The organism is Chryseobacterium paludis (genome assembly GCF_025403485.1).
GTDB classification, from domain to species: Bacteria; Bacteroidota; Bacteroidia; order Flavobacteriales; family Weeksellaceae; genus Chryseobacterium; species Chryseobacterium paludis.
This window is the reverse complement of the sequence record NZ_CP099966.1, coordinates 483,223-502,000: the sequence shown is the minus strand read 5'-3', so window position 1 is coordinate 502,000 and position 18,778 is coordinate 483,223. Positions and strand designations below refer to the sequence as shown.

The 18,778-nt window shown below is 34.6% G+C and carries 14 protein-coding genes; 9 read left to right on the top strand and 5 right to left on the bottom strand.

The annotated features are described in order from the left end of the window. The first annotated feature begins 15 nt into the window (after positions 1–15). Together NG806_RS02100 and NG806_RS02095 are read left to right on the top strand one after the other, a co-directional pair. Positions 16–1,521 carry a MauE/DoxX family redox-associated membrane protein gene (locus NG806_RS02100; RefSeq protein ID WP_261511776.1) on the top strand — a complete coding sequence of 502 codons (1,506 nt, stop codon included), beginning with the start codon at positions 16–18 and terminating at the stop codon, positions 1,519–1,521. 23 nt (positions 1,522–1,544) lie between these two features. Beyond that, positions 1,545–1,811: a DUF6520 family protein gene (locus tag NG806_RS02095; RefSeq protein ID WP_261511775.1), complete on the top strand. Its 267-nt coding sequence runs from the start codon at positions 1,545–1,547 to the stop codon at positions 1,809–1,811. 51 nt (positions 1,812–1,862) lie between these two features. On the opposite strand, the gene NG806_RS02090 is transcribed toward NG806_RS02095, so the two are convergent. Genes NG806_RS02090 through NG806_RS02080 form a run of 3 tightly spaced genes read right to left on the bottom strand, consistent with a single transcriptional unit; the run spans position 1,863 to position 8,726 of the window. Then, positions 1,863–4,328 carry an alpha/beta hydrolase family protein gene (locus NG806_RS02090; protein WP_261511774.1) on the bottom strand — a complete coding sequence of 822 codons (2,466 nt, stop codon included), beginning with the start codon at positions 4,326–4,328 and terminating at the stop codon, positions 1,863–1,865. Then, positions 4,315–5,703 carry a RagB/SusD family nutrient uptake outer membrane protein gene (locus NG806_RS02085; RefSeq protein WP_261511773.1) on the bottom strand — a complete coding sequence of 463 codons (1,389 nt, stop codon included), beginning with the start codon at positions 5,701–5,703 and terminating at the stop codon, positions 4,315–4,317. Before NG806_RS02085 ends, NG806_RS02090 begins: the two co-directional genes overlap by 14 nt. 11 nt (positions 5,704–5,714) lie before the next feature. After that, a complete protein-coding gene (locus NG806_RS02080) occupies positions 5,715–8,726 on the bottom strand; it encodes a SusC/RagA family TonB-linked outer membrane protein (RefSeq protein WP_261511772.1) in 3,012 nt (1,003 codons plus the stop codon). A gap of 637 nt (positions 8,727–9,363) precedes the next feature. Between NG806_RS02080 and NG806_RS02075 the strand changes: the two genes are divergently transcribed. Next, positions 9,364–9,621: a helix-turn-helix domain-containing protein gene (locus tag NG806_RS02075; RefSeq protein ID WP_261511771.1), complete on the top strand. Its 258-nt coding sequence runs from the start codon at positions 9,364–9,366 to the stop codon at positions 9,619–9,621. 40 nt (positions 9,622–9,661) lie between these two features. On the opposite strand, the gene NG806_RS02070 is transcribed toward NG806_RS02075, so the two are convergent. Next, positions 9,662–9,808 carry a hypothetical protein gene (locus NG806_RS02070; protein ID WP_261511770.1) on the bottom strand — a complete coding sequence of 49 codons (147 nt, stop codon included), beginning with the start codon at positions 9,806–9,808 and terminating at the stop codon, positions 9,662–9,664. A 120-nt stretch (positions 9,809–9,928) separates the two neighbouring features. Here NG806_RS02070 and NG806_RS02065 point away from each other — a divergent pair, with 120 nt between their 5' ends. The 6 genes from NG806_RS02065 to NG806_RS02040 all read left to right on the top strand — a co-directional run bounded on the left by NG806_RS02065 (position 9,929) and on the right by NG806_RS02040 (position 17,490). Next, the gene (locus tag NG806_RS02065; protein ID WP_261511769.1) at positions 9,929–10,666 is read left to right on the top strand and encodes a hypothetical protein; all 738 of its coding nucleotides are present in this window, start codon (positions 9,929–9,931) and stop codon (positions 10,664–10,666) included. 268 nt (positions 10,667–10,934) lie between these two features. Next, on the top strand, positions 10,935–11,927 hold the full coding sequence (locus NG806_RS02060) for a DUF2971 domain-containing protein (protein WP_261511768.1): 993 nt from the start codon (positions 10,935–10,937) through the stop codon (positions 11,925–11,927). A gap of 179 nt (positions 11,928–12,106) precedes the next feature. Beyond that, on the top strand, positions 12,107–14,248 hold the full coding sequence (locus NG806_RS02055) for an ATP-dependent nuclease (RefSeq protein ID WP_261511767.1): 2,142 nt from the start codon (positions 12,107–12,109) through the stop codon (positions 14,246–14,248). 2 nt (positions 14,249–14,250) lie between these two features. After that, on the top strand, positions 14,251–16,062 hold the full coding sequence (locus NG806_RS02050; RefSeq protein WP_261511766.1) for a UvrD-helicase domain-containing protein: 1,812 nt from the start codon (positions 14,251–14,253) through the stop codon (positions 16,060–16,062). 126 nt (positions 16,063–16,188) lie between these two features. Continuing rightward, positions 16,189–17,016, top strand: a complete 828-nt coding sequence (locus NG806_RS02045) for a hypothetical protein (protein WP_261511765.1) — start codon at positions 16,189–16,191, stop codon at positions 17,014–17,016. Between the two features lie 57 nt (positions 17,017–17,073). Further along, positions 17,074–17,490: a hypothetical protein gene (locus NG806_RS02040; protein WP_261511764.1), complete on the top strand. Its 417-nt coding sequence runs from the start codon at positions 17,074–17,076 to the stop codon at positions 17,488–17,490. A gap of 170 nt (positions 17,491–17,660) precedes the next feature. Here NG806_RS02040 and NG806_RS02035 read toward each other — a convergent pair whose 3' ends face one another. Continuing rightward, positions 17,661–18,491 (bottom strand): hypothetical protein, encoded by an 831-nt coding sequence (locus tag NG806_RS02035; protein WP_261511763.1) that lies wholly within the window; start codon positions 18,489–18,491, stop codon positions 17,661–17,663. Between the last annotated feature and the right edge of the window lie 287 nt (positions 18,492–18,778).

The window sequence follows — 18,778 nt, the reverse complement described above, 5'->3', positions numbered from 1 at the left end:
ATCAAATATATAATCATGAAAAAAACGGTCACTATTCTACCCCACTTTATCGCGTATTTTTTTATTCTCTTGTTCTGTTATGCCAGTATCAGCAAAGTACTGGATTTTGAGAACTTCCAGGTACAGATTGCACAATCTCCGTTATTAAGTGCCTACGCAGGAATTATTTCCCACTCAGTGATCATCACAGAGCTATTAATCGTTGGCCTTCTTGTTTTTCCACAATACCGCTTATGGGGACTATATGGTTCATTGGGCATCATGGCTTCATTCACCATATACATCTATCTGATTATTCATTACAGTGAATTTGTGCCCTGTTCTTGTGGTGGTGTACTGGAAAAACTAGGATGGGAAGAGCATTTGATCTTTAATATAGGCTGTGTAATAGTCGCCATAATAAGCATATATATCCTTGAGAGATCAAAAACCCGGTTACTGAGAACATCTATACTGGTTATAATTACCCTATTTTCATGCTCTTCTTTGGTATTGATCCTGTTTTTTTCCTCTGAACGGATGATCAAAAAAAATAACAATTTTATACGCCGCTTCCCACACCATCCGATCATGGAAGAAAAAAGCCTTGATCTGGGTGCCAATTCCTACTATTTTGCAGGCATAAGTAATGGGAGAATTATTCTGGGAAATTACACCAGCCCTCTCACCATAACCGAAGTAGATGAATCTTTAAATCGTTTCAGACAGTACAGTGTCAAACTGGATGATTATGATCACGGATTTAAATTTCTCCGGCTTTACGCCCGCAGTCCTTATTTTTATCTGGCAGACGGTAGTGTTCCCATTATGTATAGAGGCATCACAGGTAAACCTGAAGCAAAAACATTAAGCTATAAAAAGATCTACTTTGACCAGCTAGCCATAACGGACTCCACCCATATGGCTTTCAGAACCTTTAATCCCAATACCAGGGTACGCTCCTTGGGGATGATAGAACCCGTCTCGGGAAAATATCATCTGAACGCCGAAATCATCAAAAAACAAAAGGATGGTATTTTTGATACGGACGGCCAGCTCATTTCGGACAACGACACAAGTGATCATTATTACATCTATTACTACCGTAACAAAATCGCTAAAATCACGGCATCAGGAAATTTCAGCGAACAGAACACCATTGATACAACAAACATTGCAAAAGTTCAAAGCAAAGTATTATCCAACGGAAAAATTAAGATGACCGCTCCACCTTTTACGGTAAATAAAATGGCTACTGCATGTCAGGGTTTAATTTTTAACCAGTCCAACCTCATGGGGAGTTATGAAAACCGTGACCAGTGGAAAACCAATGCCATCATTGACATCTACAATACCCATAGCAAAAGCTATAGCGGGAGTTTTTATGTGCAGAACAGAGGGAAGAATAAAATGATCCAAATGTTCGCAACATCAAAATATTTCTATACGCTCATAGGCAATGAAATCATCCGTTATCGTTATGCGCAGGCGATTACTGAGGATTTCAGAAAAGGGGAAGCCGAAAACCTTACCACAGAGTAGGCAAAACAACAAACCTTAATATTATGAAAAAGTTCATTCTGCCTGTCGCCATTGTGATGATAGGCGCAACATCAGCTCTTGCAAGCAATGTTAACAAAAGCAGTTCGAAAGTACCCTTAAATGGTTATGCATTCCGTCCTGCCGAAGTAATCAAATGTATCGACAGCCATGTAGTATGTGATACAGAGGGTACAGTAATGTGTACCGCAGATTTAGGAAATGGTCCTGAGCAGCTGTTCCAAAAGATCAGTGACACCTCATGTCCCAATTCACTTTTTGTAAGACCATAATTCAAAAAGGATGCCCCAAAAGGCATCCTTTATTTCTTACTATTTTACTTCTTATTCTGTATCATTCATCCACTCCGCTTTTTTCCCATTCTTAAGGTAATAATCAAACCAATCACTTATTTTCTTTGCCAGATCCAATTGATTGGGTCGTTTCCAGAAACCATGGGCTTCATCTGGATAGAACAATGCTATTGCATCCTTTTTATTCCTTTTTAGTGCTATATAAAATTCCATCACCTGATTCCAGTCAATGTTCTTATCATGCATCCCTGTCCATAAAAGAATAGGTGCATTAATCTTTGACACATTATAGATTGGGCTATTTTGAACATATAACTCTTTGTGATCTTCAAAACTTCCCGGCATTTCATATTGCCCGGTTTCAAATTGCCAGTAAAAAGGTTTTAAAAACTGGTAATTGTATGAAAAGTAAGACCGGATCAGATCACTGTTCCCTGCCCCTGAAGCATAGGTCGCAAACTTGTCGGAATGCGTAGCAATAAAATTAACCTCATATCCACCATGTGAATGCCCGATCAAACCCATCTTTTTGAAATCAATAGCCTTATTGCCGGATATAGCATCCAATGCCCTGTTCACGCAATCTAAAGCTGAAAACCCCGTCCCTGACTTACCAAAGACAATATCCGGAAGAAACACAAAATAAGAATTTTCAAGATAAGACCTGATATTTAATCCTTCCGTACGCTCAAATAAACCATCCCGTAAATACTGGTTTCCGAAATGGCTTTGTCTTTCATACAGACTAACGATCATCGGATACGTAGATCCTTCTTTATAATCAACGGGATAATAGAGAATCCCTGTAAGATTCACTCCTTCCGAATTGGTATAACTGATCCTTTCACTATGGATTCGGGACACCAGTTTATCATCTGGGTTACTTTTATAAATAACCTTTGTTTTTTTATTCTCCACAACCGATATATAAGAGGGAACGTTATAATCTTCTGCTGTAAAACTCAGCAGCTGGTTATTTTCCTGTTCCAGCGTTTCTATTCTTTGTCTGGTTGGAGCTAATAATGTTATTACTTTTCCGGATCGAGGGGTATAAGAAAGGATTGCTGTCTTATCATTAACCCTGTCATACATTTTTAAAAGCAAGGGCTTTTTACTATCGTATGAACTTTTTTTCGCGATCATATAATGACTTTTGGGATTTTCTTTGGATGAACTTATCATACCTGGATGAAAGCCTTTTAACAATGAAATTTTTACAAGCTTTCCTGTATTGGTCTGATATCTTAAAAACCCTCCTTCAACTTCAAACAGGATAAACTGATCATCCTCGGAAAAGTAGGCATTACTTTGATCACCAACTTTTAATTTTTTTACCCTAAGCGAGTTAACATCATATAAACTCCACTCATTGCCGGGATTTGACAAAAAGAACCTCCCAGTCGATCCACAAAGAAAAGTATAACCTCCATTGCCAATGAATTCGTGTTTGCCTTCTTTAATGTTATACCTGTAAAAATCAAAATCAGGCACTTGGCGAATGTAGTCCTGTTTTAAGTAAGGGTCAAAACTAATTAAATATGAGTTATTACCAATATCCATGGCCTCTGAAAGCTTATTATCAGTTGTTGTAATCCGGTGCAATTCCGGTTCCCAGATTACATTTTTCTCCGATTCACCACCATGAAATTTTATTTCCAGCTTTCGGTCTCCAGCATGCCATATATCGGGATGAGTTGATTGCTCGGGAATGGCTTTTGTGTAAGAAAAACTTACCAAAAAACGTGATCCATCACCTATCGGTATGAGCGGAGCAACGTTGAAGTCCAAGTCTATGTCATTTCTGATATGGAATGCCCGGTGATCCCGGTTAATGTACGCCAGGTCCCTTTTCTCTTTATGTTTCTCCAGCCATGCACTTTCACCATTACCGGACCACATACAGTCTACAATTTCTTTATCAGTTGAATAAATGGGGTTTTCAGGCTTGGTCTGTTCATACAATAGTGTTTTTACATCTTCTCTTCTTGTAAAGAAGATCTGCTTTGACTTGATAAAAAACCGGTCAATATCTTCATACCGATCAATCATACGATCCTCAGACCACAATTCCAGATCCTTTTTTAATGCTTCTTTTTGACGCAAAATAATGAATTTATTAAGAGGCTTTAAAAATTCAGTTTTAACCAGGTTATCCCATCGTTTAATTATCCCATTATTGCCAAGACCAATAAGTTCAGCGGTATTCTTCCTTACCAAAAGCAGATTGGAACGTCCCGTAAAATAATACTTTATAATTCCTGTATATTGCTTGACAATACCGGGGTCTTTATGATTCACCAAAACAATGGTGTCCCTGTTTTCTTCGTAGGCTTTCCGGAATACCGTCCATTTCCTGTCCGGGGAAGTCGCCTGAAAAATGATGGTATACTTAAGGTTATGGTGTCCGGGAGTCAATCTGTCCTTTTTTATGGCCTGGCTTTTAAACTGAGAAAAAAAGAATAACAGAATGATGTATATAATTTTAATAACCTTCATTTTGTGGGTTTAAATTAGGATTCAGTAATAGTTCACTTAAAGGGATTGGCCACACCTTATGGTAGGACTTCCAGTTGGGTTTAATCACAGCAAGGTCCTGCAATCGGTTAAATCGCTTCAGATCAAAAAACCGCTGCCCCGATTCTGTAAAAAACTCACGGCGCTTTTCCTGTAACAGTTCATTTAGAAAGGCGTCTTTCGGAATATTCTGCCCCAGAGCTGTTAAGCCTGCCCTCTGCCTTATAGCATTGATATAGGGTACTGCTTCTCCTACCCTTCCCTGCTCCGCTAAGGCTTCTGCCAAAATACAATACGCCTGTTCCAGCCTGAATACAATCGAGTGCTCTGTGGTATTCGGTGAGAGGCTTTTGTACTTATAGGGGCTGTACCACGTCTGCTGGTTAAAAGTAACAGGCACCATCCAGTTCTGCTTCCTGAGATCAGAAGCCGAAAAAGCAGATACCAGATTATTAGACATAGCATATGAAGGCGGCGCAGCATTATTAAAGTAGTACAATAATGCCTCAGCGGTAGCATCACCTGTATTCTGGGGCTTTAGCTGCCAGAGGATATGTTTACCCGATTTTAAAAATACTTTGGTGATATCCGTTTCAAAAACATACAAAGGGCTACCGATTACTTCTTTTACCATTAGTTCTGCCTGCTGCCATTTATGCTCTGTTAAGTACAGTTCAGCCAATACCAGTTGAGCCACTTTCCGGCTAGGGTATAATCTCTCTGCTACCGAATACTCATCGCTTAACATCCCGGAGGATTTTTGAAGGTCATTTTCAAGATGCGCTAAAAGCTCGTTTTCCGGTATTCTCTTTAAATTCCTGTTGATGCTGAAATCTGTTGTTACGGTATAAGGAATGTCTCCGAATATCCGATACAGATTAAAATAGATAAGGGAGCGTAAAAGCATAGCCTCTCCAGCAATCCGTTGCCGGTCCTTTACCGGTATTGAGGTAGAACCTTCCACTCCTTCCATAATCGAATTGGCGATATAGATCTCCTTATAGGCATTGCGCCACAACGATTCAATGCTTGTATTCCCAGCCAGCTGCTGGTTATGATAAATATCCATAGCAGCATTGTTGTTATTGATAAAGTACCCATCCAAATCATCGGTGTAGCTTGACAGTAAAGCAGACATTCCCCTGCTTCCCCCTGAAAACATGGAATTATCCCTGATCTCAGCCATCAGGTTTGCCAGAGCCGCATCAGCCGTATGGGTGTCTTCAAAAACAGATGGCGTACTGATCTGATCGGTCGGATCATCAATCTCTACCATCTTTTCACATCCAAGCAGGAGCAGCAGCATGATCAACAGCAGACCTGTGATGTGGTATATATTTTTTTTATAGTTTCTCATGATAGTCATATTTAAAAGTTCAACTGCATTCCAAAAGCAAAGGTTTTAAGCGGCGGCAGGTAACCCGATACGCTGAACTCCGGGTCAAGCCCGAAATACTTCGTCCAGGTCCACAGGTTCTGTCCCTGCACATAAAGCGTTATATCTTTAAAGAATTTATCTTTGCTTTCTATACGGTAGTTAAGCTGTACATTCTTCAGGCGGATAAATGAAGCATCCCCTATGGCAGCCGTACTGTTCTTCAGGTTATTGGTTAGACTGTTGACCACCGCATTCGAGCCTGCTGAATACGGCATGATCATTCCGCCCGGGTTATTCTGGGACCATACGTTTACAAATTCTTCAGGCATATTGTTCATTGTACCCGGAACCGCCATGGTGCGGATATAGTTCCAGTTTCTCTGCTTCACGAAATAGAAAAGAAATGAAAGGCTGATATTTTTATAGGAAACCTGGTTCTGCCAGCCTCCATAATATTTAACCCCTATTTTTTCTATGGCCTGCGCATCATCAGGGGAAGAAATCTTTCCATCCCCGTTAAAATCCTTAAAGGTATACTGTCCGGTAACCGGATCAATACCCTCATACTGGAATACCCTTACGATCGATGTAGGATAGCCTACTTTATACGTATTGGCATAGGTAGAGCCTTCCAGCCCCGGAAATGAGATCAGCTTGTTTTTAGGAATGCTCAGGTTGATCCCGGAATCCCATTTCAATGCACTGGATTTAAGAACATTGACATTAAGCGACATTTCCCAGCCCCTGTTCTCCACAGTAGCATCCAGATTAGCCAGAACACTGGAAAAGCCTGTTATGGAAGGCAATGGAATCCCTACCAACTGATCTGAAGAGCGGTTCCTGTAAAAAGCAGTGGTCAGCGTGATCCTGTCTTTTAAAAACCCCAGCTCCAGAGCCGCTTCCAGCTTTTTGGTCTTCTCCCAGCTGTAAGCAGGGTTATAAAGCCTCGATGGATACAATCCTGTAACCCCATTGTAATTCACAGTACCGATGGTGTAGGTATTAAGGAACTGGTAGTCCCCTATAAAATCACTTCCCGTAATCCCATAGCTTGCCCTTAGCTTACCAGAGCTCAGCCACTTGATTTTATCAAACAGGACTTCTTTGGTAAAGAGCCATGCCCCGCCCGCAGCCCCAAAGTCCGCAACTCTGTTGTAGGGTCCAAACCTGCTGGACGCATCACGCCTGCCGGTTATATTAATTATATACCGGTTTTTATATTGATAGTTGACCCGCGCATATAAGGCTGCATATTTATAGGGATTTGTAATCTGATTCGAAATAATTTTTGTAGTGGCCGCACCGATATTATTAATCAGTGCATTACTGGCAAAGCCTACGCCCGTCATGGAAGACTGCCTGCTGGTGCTCTGCTGAAAAGAAGTCCCGACAAGGATATCCATTTTATGGTCACCCAGTCTCTTTGCCCATGAGAGCTGGGGCTCTATGATGTAAGAGAATACTGTGTTGCTGCTCTTCGAGGCAGAAGAACTCTCCGGAGTAATCCCATAGGCCGGATTGTACATCGTACTGGGCATCAGGGAAACTTCCTCTAAGTTCTGGTAGTTGATCCCACCGTTTGTCTTAAAAACAAAATCCTTCCAGAACTTATACAATGTATTGACATTAGTGTTCCATTGCAGTACCTTATTCGAATAGGTACTGACTAAAGAGGCTAATGGGTTGGTAAAGGTATTGTTCTCCCAATTCAGGCCGCCATTTGAATCATACAATATAGGAGCATTGGGACTCAAGGTTAAAGCTTTGGAAGTAAGATCGGTATTGACCACATTATTGGAAAGCGATGAAAACATATTGGACACTTCAATCCTGAACTTCTTATCTAAGGAAGAGTGGCTGAATGATGAATTTAAAATATTAGTCTTGTAATGATAGTCCCCCGGAAATACCGTAGACTGGTCATTATGGGAAAAGCTCACTAAAAAAGTATTGGTATCCGTCCCACCGCTTACACTGGCCTGCGTCATGCTTCCTGTAGCCCTTTTCCCTATCAGTTCCTGCTGCCAGTCGGTATACCTGCCCACATCCCATACCCCATTGACATCATAAGCGGTAGCAGGCAATGCGGTAATTCCATCATTAGCATAAGCCTGCCTTCGCATCGATAGATACTGCTCGGTGTTCATCATATCCATATGACTCCCCACGCTGCTTATGCTATAGGTGGTACTGAGTAATACTCCCAATTTACCTCTTTTGCCTTTCTTGGTTGTAACCAACACTACCCCATTGGCTCCTCTTGAACCGTAAATAGCCGTTGCATCAGCATCCTTTAAAATTTCAATGCTCTCAATATCATTCGGGCTGATGGCATTCAGAGGGCTTATATTTCGGAGGGGCATAATGCTTACCGAGAAAGCTGAATTAAGCTGGCCTCCCATCGGTACGCCATCAATCACATACAAAGGCTGGTTACCATCCACTACACTGTTGGTCAGGTTACGAAGGCTGTTCCTCCCACGGATCTGTATATCATAGCCTCCACCCGCAACCCCTGAATTCTGGGTAATGTTTACCCCTGTCACTCTTCCCTGTACCGCAGAAAGCACATTAGTGACAGGCTGATTCTCTATATCCTTAGCCGAAACCTTGGCTATACTTCCCGTACTCTCTTTCTCTTTTACCCTGTAATAGCCTGCATTGAGCACGACTTCTTCAATCCCTTTAATCTTTTCACTAAAGGAAACATTAACGAGGGGCTTGTCATCAACCACCGCTATTCTTTGCTGTGGATAATCCGGATACCGGAAGATAAGGACGGGGTCTTTCCCTGAAACTGTTATCTGATAAAATCCGCTTTTGTTGGTCATAGTGACCTTATCGCTCCCTTCCTGAAACACGGAAACATCACTTAAAGGCCGGTCATTCCCCGTGACAGTACCGGAAATACTCCGCTCCTGCCCTATTGCAATACCCGAGACGAGCAATGTGAAGCCAAAAGCCATTTGAAGATAGCTTAGGCTGCAAAAGTTTTTTTTCATACTTTTGAAAAGGTTTAATTCGTTAAACTTTGCTCTTTCCTCCTCAAGCAGTCAACTTTTGTGGAAAGGGCTTTTCTTTTTTCTATGGTTACTGGTTACTTTCTGTTTCTTAGATAATGTTTTTAGTTGTTATGTATTTATTTAATGAGGCTTGGGAGGAAGTTTTATTAAGGACATAGCAAAACCTCCTGCCCAAAGCACCCATCAAAAAATGAATGAATGAATATGAATGAAATTTGTGTTCCCGTGAAAGCTGTAAAGCCGCAATAGGTTGTACAATCCTATTGTATCGTGTAAATCTGATACTATTTTAGGAAGCGGGCTTAGATTGTAACGTAGAGATAAAGCGAACAGCATTGGAAAAAGACGGCGTGGGACTCTACGTTATCAGCTTAGGGGTACTGGTATACCTTGGAACAGATAAGAGAGCCCACGCCTAGGTCGTGAGCTTAGTACTTATCCTCTCGTTCCGTAAATTACCAGTTTTCTAAGCGAGATTCTAAGCAATAGCTTCTATTATTCTTTGAAGTATCGCAAAGTTACATTAATTGTAACCTATTTTACAAATATAACAATATTTCACTATTGCGCACAGAAAACCGCACTATTTTTTTGCTCTTTCTTTTAATTTGTTGTAATGGACGATGAGAAAGACGTTATTATTGCTATTTGTAAATACATTTACCAAAACTGGATTTCAACTGCGGAATCACAGCGAGATTTTGCATCAAAATGCGGTGTAGAAGAAAGTACAGTGAGAAGAATTAAAAATATTGCATTAGGAACATCAAAGACTGATTACAATATGTCCCTAAAAACTTTAATTAAAATCTGTCAAAAGAAGAAAATGACTTTGGAAGATTTTTTTTGCAAGTATAAAAAGATAAAATCCTAACTAGTTAGGATTTTTTTTACTTATTAACTTCCTGATAGTATCAATCAGAACATTGATCAAGAACTTCTTCTGTTTCTTTTAATTCTTTTTTTATTTTGCTAACATCTTTATTTGTATTGTAAACTGAAACTGAAAATACAATAATTGCAATAGTTGAAATAATACTGTAGATTTTTAATGCTTTCATATTTGTGGTTTTTGTAAAGTTATTAAATGTTTAAAAAATTTTGACTATACTTAGTTTTTTCATTAATATTGATTTTAAGCGGATGTAACAGTTGGTTAAAAATAATTAAATAAATCATTTATGAAAAACTGCAGGTTATGCAAGATAGAAAAGACTTTAGTTAAGAAATCACATATTTACCCCGATTTTTTATACAAAGATTTGTACGATAAAAATCATAAGATTATTAAAGTATCCACAGAAGAAATCATTAAGAAAAATCCTAAAATTAGTAGACCTTCGTCAGGTGTTTATGAGGGAGGACTATTATGCAGCGATTGTGAAAATAGATTAATTGGTGGAAAATATGAATCTTACCTTGCTGATATATTGTCAGGAAAAAATAAAGATGTAAAATGTACTAAGGGAAAATCAGGAGACATTGAAACTCTAAAAGTTGAAAACTTAGATTATGAAAGATTTAAAAATTTCTTTCTTTCAATTTTATTTAGAGCTGACATTTGTACGTTTGAGGAATTTACTGACATCAATTTAGGTCCTTATAATGAGAAGATTCGAAAAATTGTATATGAAAATACATTTACCGATGACTTAGAATTCCAATTAAATATATTGAAACTTGATAAAAACTCCGAATTTGATCAATTAATTGTTCAACCATTTAGAAGTAAATTGGAAACGGAAACTTGCTATTCTTTTCTTTTGAAAGGTTTTTTAATAACAATTAATTTTAAAGAAAATAAAACGTCAAAGACTATGAAAGACAATAGGCTTAAGCAAACTGGAGAAATTATAATTCCAATCATACCCAAAAGCACAGAAAGAAAATTTATTCTAACTTACCTCGATTTAAAATAAGATCTTCTGAAAAAATGCTATATGGCATGGTCTTGAAAAGAGTTGGGATTTTTAAACCCGATATATTTGTAGAAAAGATCCGAAAATAGTTGCAACATTTCTTTTAATTCTTCTATAAAGAATTTATATTTTAAACTAATCAAAATTCTCTAAAATATTGATAAAGTGTAATAAATACTACATTTTTCTTTAATATTTAAATAAAAACCCATCCTTAAAAAATAAACAGATCAAAATTTTTGTATTTTTGGTTAACTAATAATCAGAAATGAATTTACCATTAGATCGCAAATCATTCACCCTGTATAATAATGATTTAGCAGTTGAAGTGCACGAGCCTTTACCAGATAAGCTTTATAAATATTTTTCGATTAATAAAAATAGTATTAATAACTTTATAACAAGCAAAGTGCATTTTTCGAATCCATTTAAGCTCAATGATATAATGGAAGGAAGTAGTCAACTTTGGAACTTGGAGTCATTTATCGATGAATATACACTTGAGACAGGAAATGATTGGCAGTACATGTTTGATTATATCTCTAAAAATATTCCTGAAGATTTTTTTGCCCATCGAGGGGTCTTATGCTTGACAGATTCATTTGATAATAATCTTTTTTGGCCACATTACACCTCCGAATTAGGCTTTTGCGTAGAATTTAAACAGGAAATGTTTTTCGATTCAATAGTTTGCGATAATAAATTATTGTATCCAATAGATTATAAACCTTTGGAAAGGATTGAATTTAAAAAGTTTATAGTTAGGATATTAAATGGAAGTAAAATGACTGTAGAGGCTTTACTTCCAATGATATATTCAATTTCTGTTAAAGATGTAATTTGGAATTATGAAAGAGAATGGCGGTTGATGATCAAAAAAAATGATCTCGGGAAAGTTTCACATCCCCTTCGCATTATTGACGAAAAACAAAATACCACAGAGATCGATAATCTACAAAATCGTAACATTTTCTTTGATAAAGATTCGATTCAAAAAGTAATAGTTTCTACTTTATTTTTCAGCAATTCAAGATTCTCAAAGATTGAAGTAATTAACAATTTTTCTAAAAAATACTATTTTAAAAGTGATAGTTTGTATTTATTTTTGTTTTTTTTAGAAATAGCTAAAAACTATAATGATAGATTATTTCAAATTGATAGAGATGTTAAGAATAACATTATAGTAAGTAAATTAAATTACAAACATGAAGTCATTGATATTACTGAAAAATATGTTACATTAAAATCCCATCTAGTTTAGTACATATAAATTGATTTAAGAGTTCGCAAATGTTATTATATAGTAGAAATTTTATGAGAAGACAATGAGTTATAATCTTGATTTTTACAGTACTGCGCTAGTATAAATATTAGTACAGAAAACTTTTAATAAAGATTTATAATAATAATTAATAATTATTACATACTATTTTTTTTTAAATGCACATATCTAAAGTTTCACTCATCAATTATAGAAATTTTTCAAATGCAAGTTTTTACTTTCAGAAAGGTATAAACACAGTTATTGGAGAAAATGGTTCTGGAAAAACAAATGTATTCAGAGCTATTCGGCTTCTTCTAGAAGATGCTTCAATGCAATTTGCTTATAAATTAGGAGAAGGAGATTTCAATAGGCAATTGGATAAAAATAAATGGAAAGGCCATTGGATAATCATTAGCATTGAATTTGATGAACTTAATAATGAAGAGGCTATACAATCTCTTTTTATTCACGGTGCCGGAATTGCGGAAGAAGATTATGTAAAAAAAGCTACTTACAATTTATTTTTTCGACCAAAAGCAGATATTAGACAAAAATTATCTGAACTGAAAGAAGGAGATCAAGAAAGTTTGCAAGCAATACTAGATGACATTACCATCCAAGATAATTATGAAACTTTCTTCACAGGAAAAAGTATGGCCAATTTCAATGATCCTGAGGTTTATAAAGAGCTTGTTGGTGATTTCGAAAATGTAATTTTTCCTGTATCGATTGATACTTCTAAATTTGGCTCAAGAATTCCACATCAATTATCTGTTGCCAAAGAAATTTCCTTTACATTTATTCAAGCTTTGCGAGATGTTGTAAGTGATTTTCATAACAATAGAACTAACCCTTTACTTACACTATTAAAAAATAAAAGTGGAGAAATTAAAGAAGTTGATTATAAGCCAATAAGTGATTTAGTTAACGATTTAAATGAAAATATTGAAGCACTTCCTGATGTACAAAACATCAGAGGAGATATTAAATCTACTATACAAGACGCGGTTGGATTGACTTACTCACCATCGTCTCTTTCCATTAAATCTAGTGTACCAGATGAAGCAGAAAAGCTTCTGCAGTCGTTAAAACTTTTTATCGGCGAACCTGGAGAAGATTACGAAGGGGGAATACACGAATTAAGTTTAGGAGGTGCAAATCTTATATTTCTTACCCTAAAACTTTTAGAATTTAAATATAGAAAATCTAAAGATACTTTTGCAAATTTCCTGATTATAGAGGAGCCAGAAGCCCATATTCATAATCACATTCAAAAGACACTTTTTGACAAGTTAAATTATGGCGACACGCAAATTATTTATTCGACACATTCAACACAAATTTCAGAAGTCAGTAACGTTGAGAACATAAATATTCTTGCCAAGAAACTCAATTACGCTGAAGTCTATCAACCTTCAACAGGTTTATTACCAGAAAATATTAACCAAATACAACGCTATCTAGATGCGGTTAGAACTAACCTACTTTTTGCAAAGGGGGTAATTTTAGTTGAAGGTGATGCCGAGGAAATTTTAATACCAATAATGGTAAAAAAAGTTCTTGGTGTGGGACTTGATGAATTAGGAATAAGCCTGATAAATATTCGAAGCACCGGTTTTGAAAATGTAGCTCAACTTTTCCATAGTGATAGAATTAAGAGAAAATGCGCAATACTTACTGATTTAGATGATGCTATTTGCAATACAACAGTAGTTGCAGGCGATACGGATGACATCATAAAATTTAAAAAGAAAGTTGCCGGATCGCAGAAAAAAGGCTTGGAAAGGAAGGCAAAACTTGATTTGTTTGAAACAGGTAATATATGGGTTAAGACATTTTATGCAAAGCATACTTTTGAAGTTGATTTTGTTATTGAAGGAAATGACTGGGAAGTTCAAAGAATAATAAAACAAGTTTATGTAGATAAAGCTACTCGCGACCAAGCAAAATTGGATTTGGAAAATGCAGATGTAGCTGTATCTGGTAAACGAGTGCTTACAATGGCAAAGCAAGAAGGCAAAGGTTGGTTTGCAATAATGCTTGGCAAACATATATTCTTTAAAACCATCATTCCTGAGTATATTTTGGATGCAATCTTTTTTGCTAAAGACAGCTATTCATCGCACATCATTGCAGACATTATTGAGTTTAGGATAACCAAAAATTTTGAGAATAATAATGTCTTGGATTTTACCACTTGCCGTGCACAATTATTAAAATATCGTAATGCAGAAATACCTTTAGAAGATTTAATAATCGACTTGGATTTAGTAATTCCCAATGATCAAATATTAACCATCATTGAAAAATTGAAATAATTATGTTTGTTTGGGAAAAAGGTAGCATCAATGATGAACAGGAAAATGCAATTTTAGAAGATAAAAGTGTGCTTCTCATAGCCTGTCCGGGTAGTGGCAAAACTCGTACCTTAACTTTTAAAATTGCTTATGAACTTAGCAGATTAAAAACAGACAGAGAGTTTGTCATTGCAATAACTTATACCAACAACGCTGCGGATGAGATTAAAGACCGTATTGAATTATTAGGCGTAGATACCACTCAATTATGGATTGGTACCATCCACTCATTTTGTATGGAATGGATATTAAAGCCTTATCATTTGTATTCTGATAGATTAAAAAATGGTTTTAAGGTCTGTAATTCATTTGATAGCGAAAAGCTTTTAACGGAGATATGTAAAAAATATAGTAATCCAAAGGTTACTTTTTATGACTTTCAGTATTATGCTACCATCAATGGAACGTATGAATTCACTTCAAAAACCAGCAATCAAAACAATCATATTAAAGCTATACTTAAGGAGTATTTTTCAATTTTAGAAAAAAACAATCAGCTCGATTTTGAGCAAATTCTTTTTTATGCTTATGATTTGTTAAAGACAAAACCTGTAATCAGTTCTATTCTTTGTAAATTATTTCCATTTATATTAATTGATGAATATCAAGATACTAAAGAAATACAATATCACATCATCACAAAGATATTAAATGCCAATAAGGGTTGCTCTAAAACTCTAATTGTTGGCGACCCAAATCAGTCAATTTATAATTCGTTAGGTGGTTATCCAATGCCTAAAAATGAATTAGAAAAATTGTTGGGATTTGAATTAAAGAAATTGATCTTAGACAAAAATTACAGGTCATCGGAAGTCGTAATTAATTATTTTGACCATTATAAAACCTTTGCAACGCCAATTATAGCTTTTGGAAATAATAAAGATTATAGGAGTTTAATCACTTATAATTTTTCAGTTTCTTTAGATAACTTAATAGAAGAAATTGCGAAACTAATCTTATTTAATGTACAAGAAGCAGGCATAAGTCCTAATGAAATTTGTATTGTGGCACCACAATGGGTACATATTGCAAGCATTACCAGAAAGTTGATGGTTAGCCTTCCTGATTATAGTTTCGATGGTCCTGGAATGGCACCCTTTTCTCGTGATATTGAAAATTTTTGGTTCAAAATTGCAAGAATAGTTCTAACAGAACCTTCTCCTTTTATGTATGTTCGAAGGCTCAGGTGGAGTAAAGAAGTATTAAATGAGCTTGATGTTGCAGGGATTGACATAACAAAATTCTCAAATAAAGAATTTTTAAAAATTTGTAATTCTATTGAGATAGATGAGAATGATGGTTTAACATATCTACGGTTTTTCTTTGACCAAATTTGTGAAAGATTAAAAATAAACATTAATAATTTTCCATTACTAGAAGAACACCATACTTCATTTTTTGCGAGTTCTGAAAGTCGTATACAAAGGCTTATTGATGAAGGAAATCCTTTTATTGGAGAGATTGAAAATTTTCGAAAAGTATTTAGGCAAAAAGACGGCATAACGGTTTCAACTATTCACGGCGTGAAAGGGGAAGAATATGATACTGTAATTGGTTTCGCCTTGCTTGATGATTATGTTCCTCATTTTAATGACACAAATGGGTATGAAAATTCAAAAAAACTACTCTATGTTTTAGCTTCAAGAGCGAGAAAAAATTTACATCTGATTTCAGAAACATCAAGAGGAATAAACTATTATAATCCAGACGGAAAAAGTCCCACCCCACATCTATTAGAATATGATTATGATTATTCATTTCTAAACATAACCTAATAAAATCTTTAATAAATTAATATTAATCTGTACAACTATCCTGAACATACACTTGATGTTATTTTTAAAGCTATAAAACAAGTGGAATAGTTTGTTATAGATCTAACTCGTAACTCAAATAATCTGATGAAAAAAAATAATCCCATTGACATTTTAGTAGAAAATTTAGCAAAACAATTTTCTCAAATAAGTAATTTTTCATTAACACAAGATGATCCTCTTGGTAATAAGATGTTTAATTTTGTGGTTAAACATATTTCGGAAATGAACTCATTTAAGAACTTGTTTATCCAATATTATTTACCAGCGGCAAAAAGAGCTTCTCAGGATTTCCAAAGGAATTTAAATGCTTCAAAATATAAACATTTAATCAACATCACTAGTACGGAACTTAAAGAAAACTATTATGAAACAATCAGATTAGGATATATCGGCGCATATCATAAATATGAAAGTTATCTCAAAGATCTTTTACGAATTCTAAATGAGTTTTTTAAAGAGATTGATTTTGAAAACAATTTTTTGGACTTAAATTCATATCTAAAGAAATTAATTGATAAAGATCTACTCAAAACAATTAACTCATTTAAAATTTCTGAGAAAATAAATTGGATTTCAAATTGTGTAAAGCATTACGACGGCTTCCCTATTAAGAAGCCAATCCCAGATTATTTAGAAAATTTAGATAGTTCAAAAAAAATCGAAATTGAATCATCTGAATTTAAAGCAGACCTTGATAATTTGGCAGCGCAATGTCAGCTAATTTTAAGCATTCTATTTATGGTTGGTTTTCATCAGTTTTTTAGCCAAGAATTTGTATTAATAAAGGATCAGTTAAAAGAAGAAGATCAACAACCTGAAAAAGTAAAAAAAATTACGGATGATCTTTTATTTGTAATTTCTGGCTTTTTCGGATATAGAAAAATTGATATAGAAAAGGAACAAAAATCATAATAATAAAATTCTGCAATTAAAACTTATTTTTAATTAAATCATAAAAAATAATAAATATTGGATCAATTAATAAGACAATTAATTACCGAAATTATTCCTGAGAATTCTGAAGTGATCAGTATCGCCGTAAAAAGTCGAAATAAATTTGAAGGCTGGCTTAAGTTTGAATTAGACAGTAAATTAGAGTTACAAGGATTCACGGATGTTTTTGTTGAAAGCTCATATGAAAGACGGAAAGATAGATATGATTTATCTTTTTTCAAAGATAATGATTTCTACAGCGTAGAACTAAAAACACCAAACACAAATTGGAATATACCGGATGTGAAAAGTTGTCGAAGACCTATAACAAAGAATTTTAATTCTATTATATCAGACACAAAAAGCTTAATTCGAATTTTGGAATTATTGCATTTGTTTCATTTCCTATTCCTACAGATTGCGATAAGTGGTATTCTTATTTTTACAGAATAAAAGAGAATTGTGATTTACAAATTGATATTGAAAAAAACTGTAATAGAATTAACATCACCTTTGACAAAAAAAATTATTGTGATTTAATAGTTTGTAGCTATTTTTCAAAAAATTACAATAATTTGTTTTAAATCAGCAAAGGATTTTTTAGCATTAATTCTTAGTTTTATCTAATCAACTTTATATCTTTTTCTTAGCTTTTCTCTCATTTTATGTCTTTTCAAAAAAACGCCTTCATCTACTGTAGTAGATTTAAATACTAATAAGTCAATAGAAAAAGCTAAAAATGTTAAAAGCATCGGAATATTATAGTATATATATTCCCACATATCATCAATATTTTCCTGAGTACCAAATATGAAATTTAAGTTTTGTTTCTCTGTTGCTGATACTGGATTTCTATCTGTATATAAGTGAATTGCATTATTCGTTATGTTAAATAAACTATCTCCAAAATCTTTATCAAAAATATATTGATACAAGTCTTCATTATTAAATAAATCATTAAGCAAGTAGTTTGTCTTTATTATTAAATCTCTTTTTTCATTTGGTGTAGTTTTTATTGGGTCAAAGCCTTCAAGGTTGTTGAATTTATCAATAAAATCAGATTCGTTTAGAATTCTCATAACAAGAATCAAAATTTCCAAAAAAGGTTTTCTAAGCAATGTAAAACACACTGTCATGCGCATTTTCAGTGAACATAAAAGACTTTCTTGTATAAAGTAACAGGTTTCCATTATTAGAGAAAGAATCAACTGTGTTCTAACAACCTTGGTCAATTCATTAGTAAATCCTAATTCTGACATTCTATCAAACAGATGTTCATCTGAAACATTTATTTTGTCAATTATATCTTTGGAAAATTCAAATGTTTGTACTTTTAGTTCAATAAATCTTTCATCCATGATAAGTTCTTCGATTTGACTTATAACAAACTCACAGTAGCTATGCTTTTTCCAGTATTTTTTAGGCAAATAGTAATATTCAACTCTTTTTGTCATCTTCTGATATTTTTATAAATGCAATTTAAATAACTTACACCTATTTACAACATACTTAACTCTATGAAAAAACTTACTAGCAATGATGTGTTTTCGGGATAGATATTCCAATAAAATAGGATTATAGAATATAAATCGCGAAGAAAGTCATGTGACGTTGTTAAAATCGGTAATAAATGAAAAACATTTTTCAGATCACTTTTTACAAAGATTTAAAACAAATTGATTCAAGGCGAATCAATTTTGAATTAATATCATAATTAGCTATATTTGTCATAACAAACAAT

What these genes read in the sequence shown, in the direction of transcription:
- NG806_RS02060 (WP_261511768.1), top strand. Translation starts at nt 10,935, where the DNA reads ATGAATTTACCATTAGATCGCAAATCATTCACCCTGTATAATAATGAT.
- NG806_RS02035 (WP_261511763.1), bottom strand. Translation starts at nt 18,491, where the DNA reads ATGACAAAAAGAGTTGAATATTACTATTTGCCTAAAAAATACTGGAAA.
- NG806_RS02050 (WP_261511766.1), top strand. Translation starts at nt 14,251, where the DNA reads ATGTTTGTTTGGGAAAAAGGTAGCATCAATGATGAACAGGAAAATGCA.
- NG806_RS02075 (WP_261511771.1), top strand. Translation starts at nt 9,364, where the DNA reads ATGGACGATGAGAAAGACGTTATTATTGCTATTTGTAAATACATTTAC.
- NG806_RS02100 (WP_261511776.1), top strand. Translation starts at nt 16, where the DNA reads ATGAAAAAAACGGTCACTATTCTACCCCACTTTATCGCGTATTTTTTT.
- NG806_RS02055 (WP_261511767.1), top strand. Translation starts at nt 12,107, where the DNA reads ATGCACATATCTAAAGTTTCACTCATCAATTATAGAAATTTTTCAAAT.
- NG806_RS02090 (WP_261511774.1), bottom strand. Translation starts at nt 4,328, where the DNA reads ATGAAGGTTATTAAAATTATATACATCATTCTGTTATTCTTTTTTTCT.
- NG806_RS02045 (WP_261511765.1), top strand. Translation starts at nt 16,189, where the DNA reads ATGAAAAAAAATAATCCCATTGACATTTTAGTAGAAAATTTAGCAAAA.
- NG806_RS02070 (WP_261511770.1), bottom strand. Translation starts at nt 9,808, where the DNA reads ATGAAAGCATTAAAAATCTACAGTATTATTTCAACTATTGCAATTATT.
- NG806_RS02080 (WP_261511772.1), bottom strand. Translation starts at nt 8,726, where the DNA reads ATGAAAAAAAACTTTTGCAGCCTAAGCTATCTTCAAATGGCTTTTGGC.
- NG806_RS02095 (WP_261511775.1), top strand. Translation starts at nt 1,545, where the DNA reads ATGAAAAAGTTCATTCTGCCTGTCGCCATTGTGATGATAGGCGCAACA.
- NG806_RS02085 (WP_261511773.1), bottom strand. Translation starts at nt 5,703, where the DNA reads ATGAGAAACTATAAAAAAAATATATACCACATCACAGGTCTGCTGTTG.
- NG806_RS02065 (WP_261511769.1), top strand. Translation starts at nt 9,929, where the DNA reads ATGAAAAACTGCAGGTTATGCAAGATAGAAAAGACTTTAGTTAAGAAA.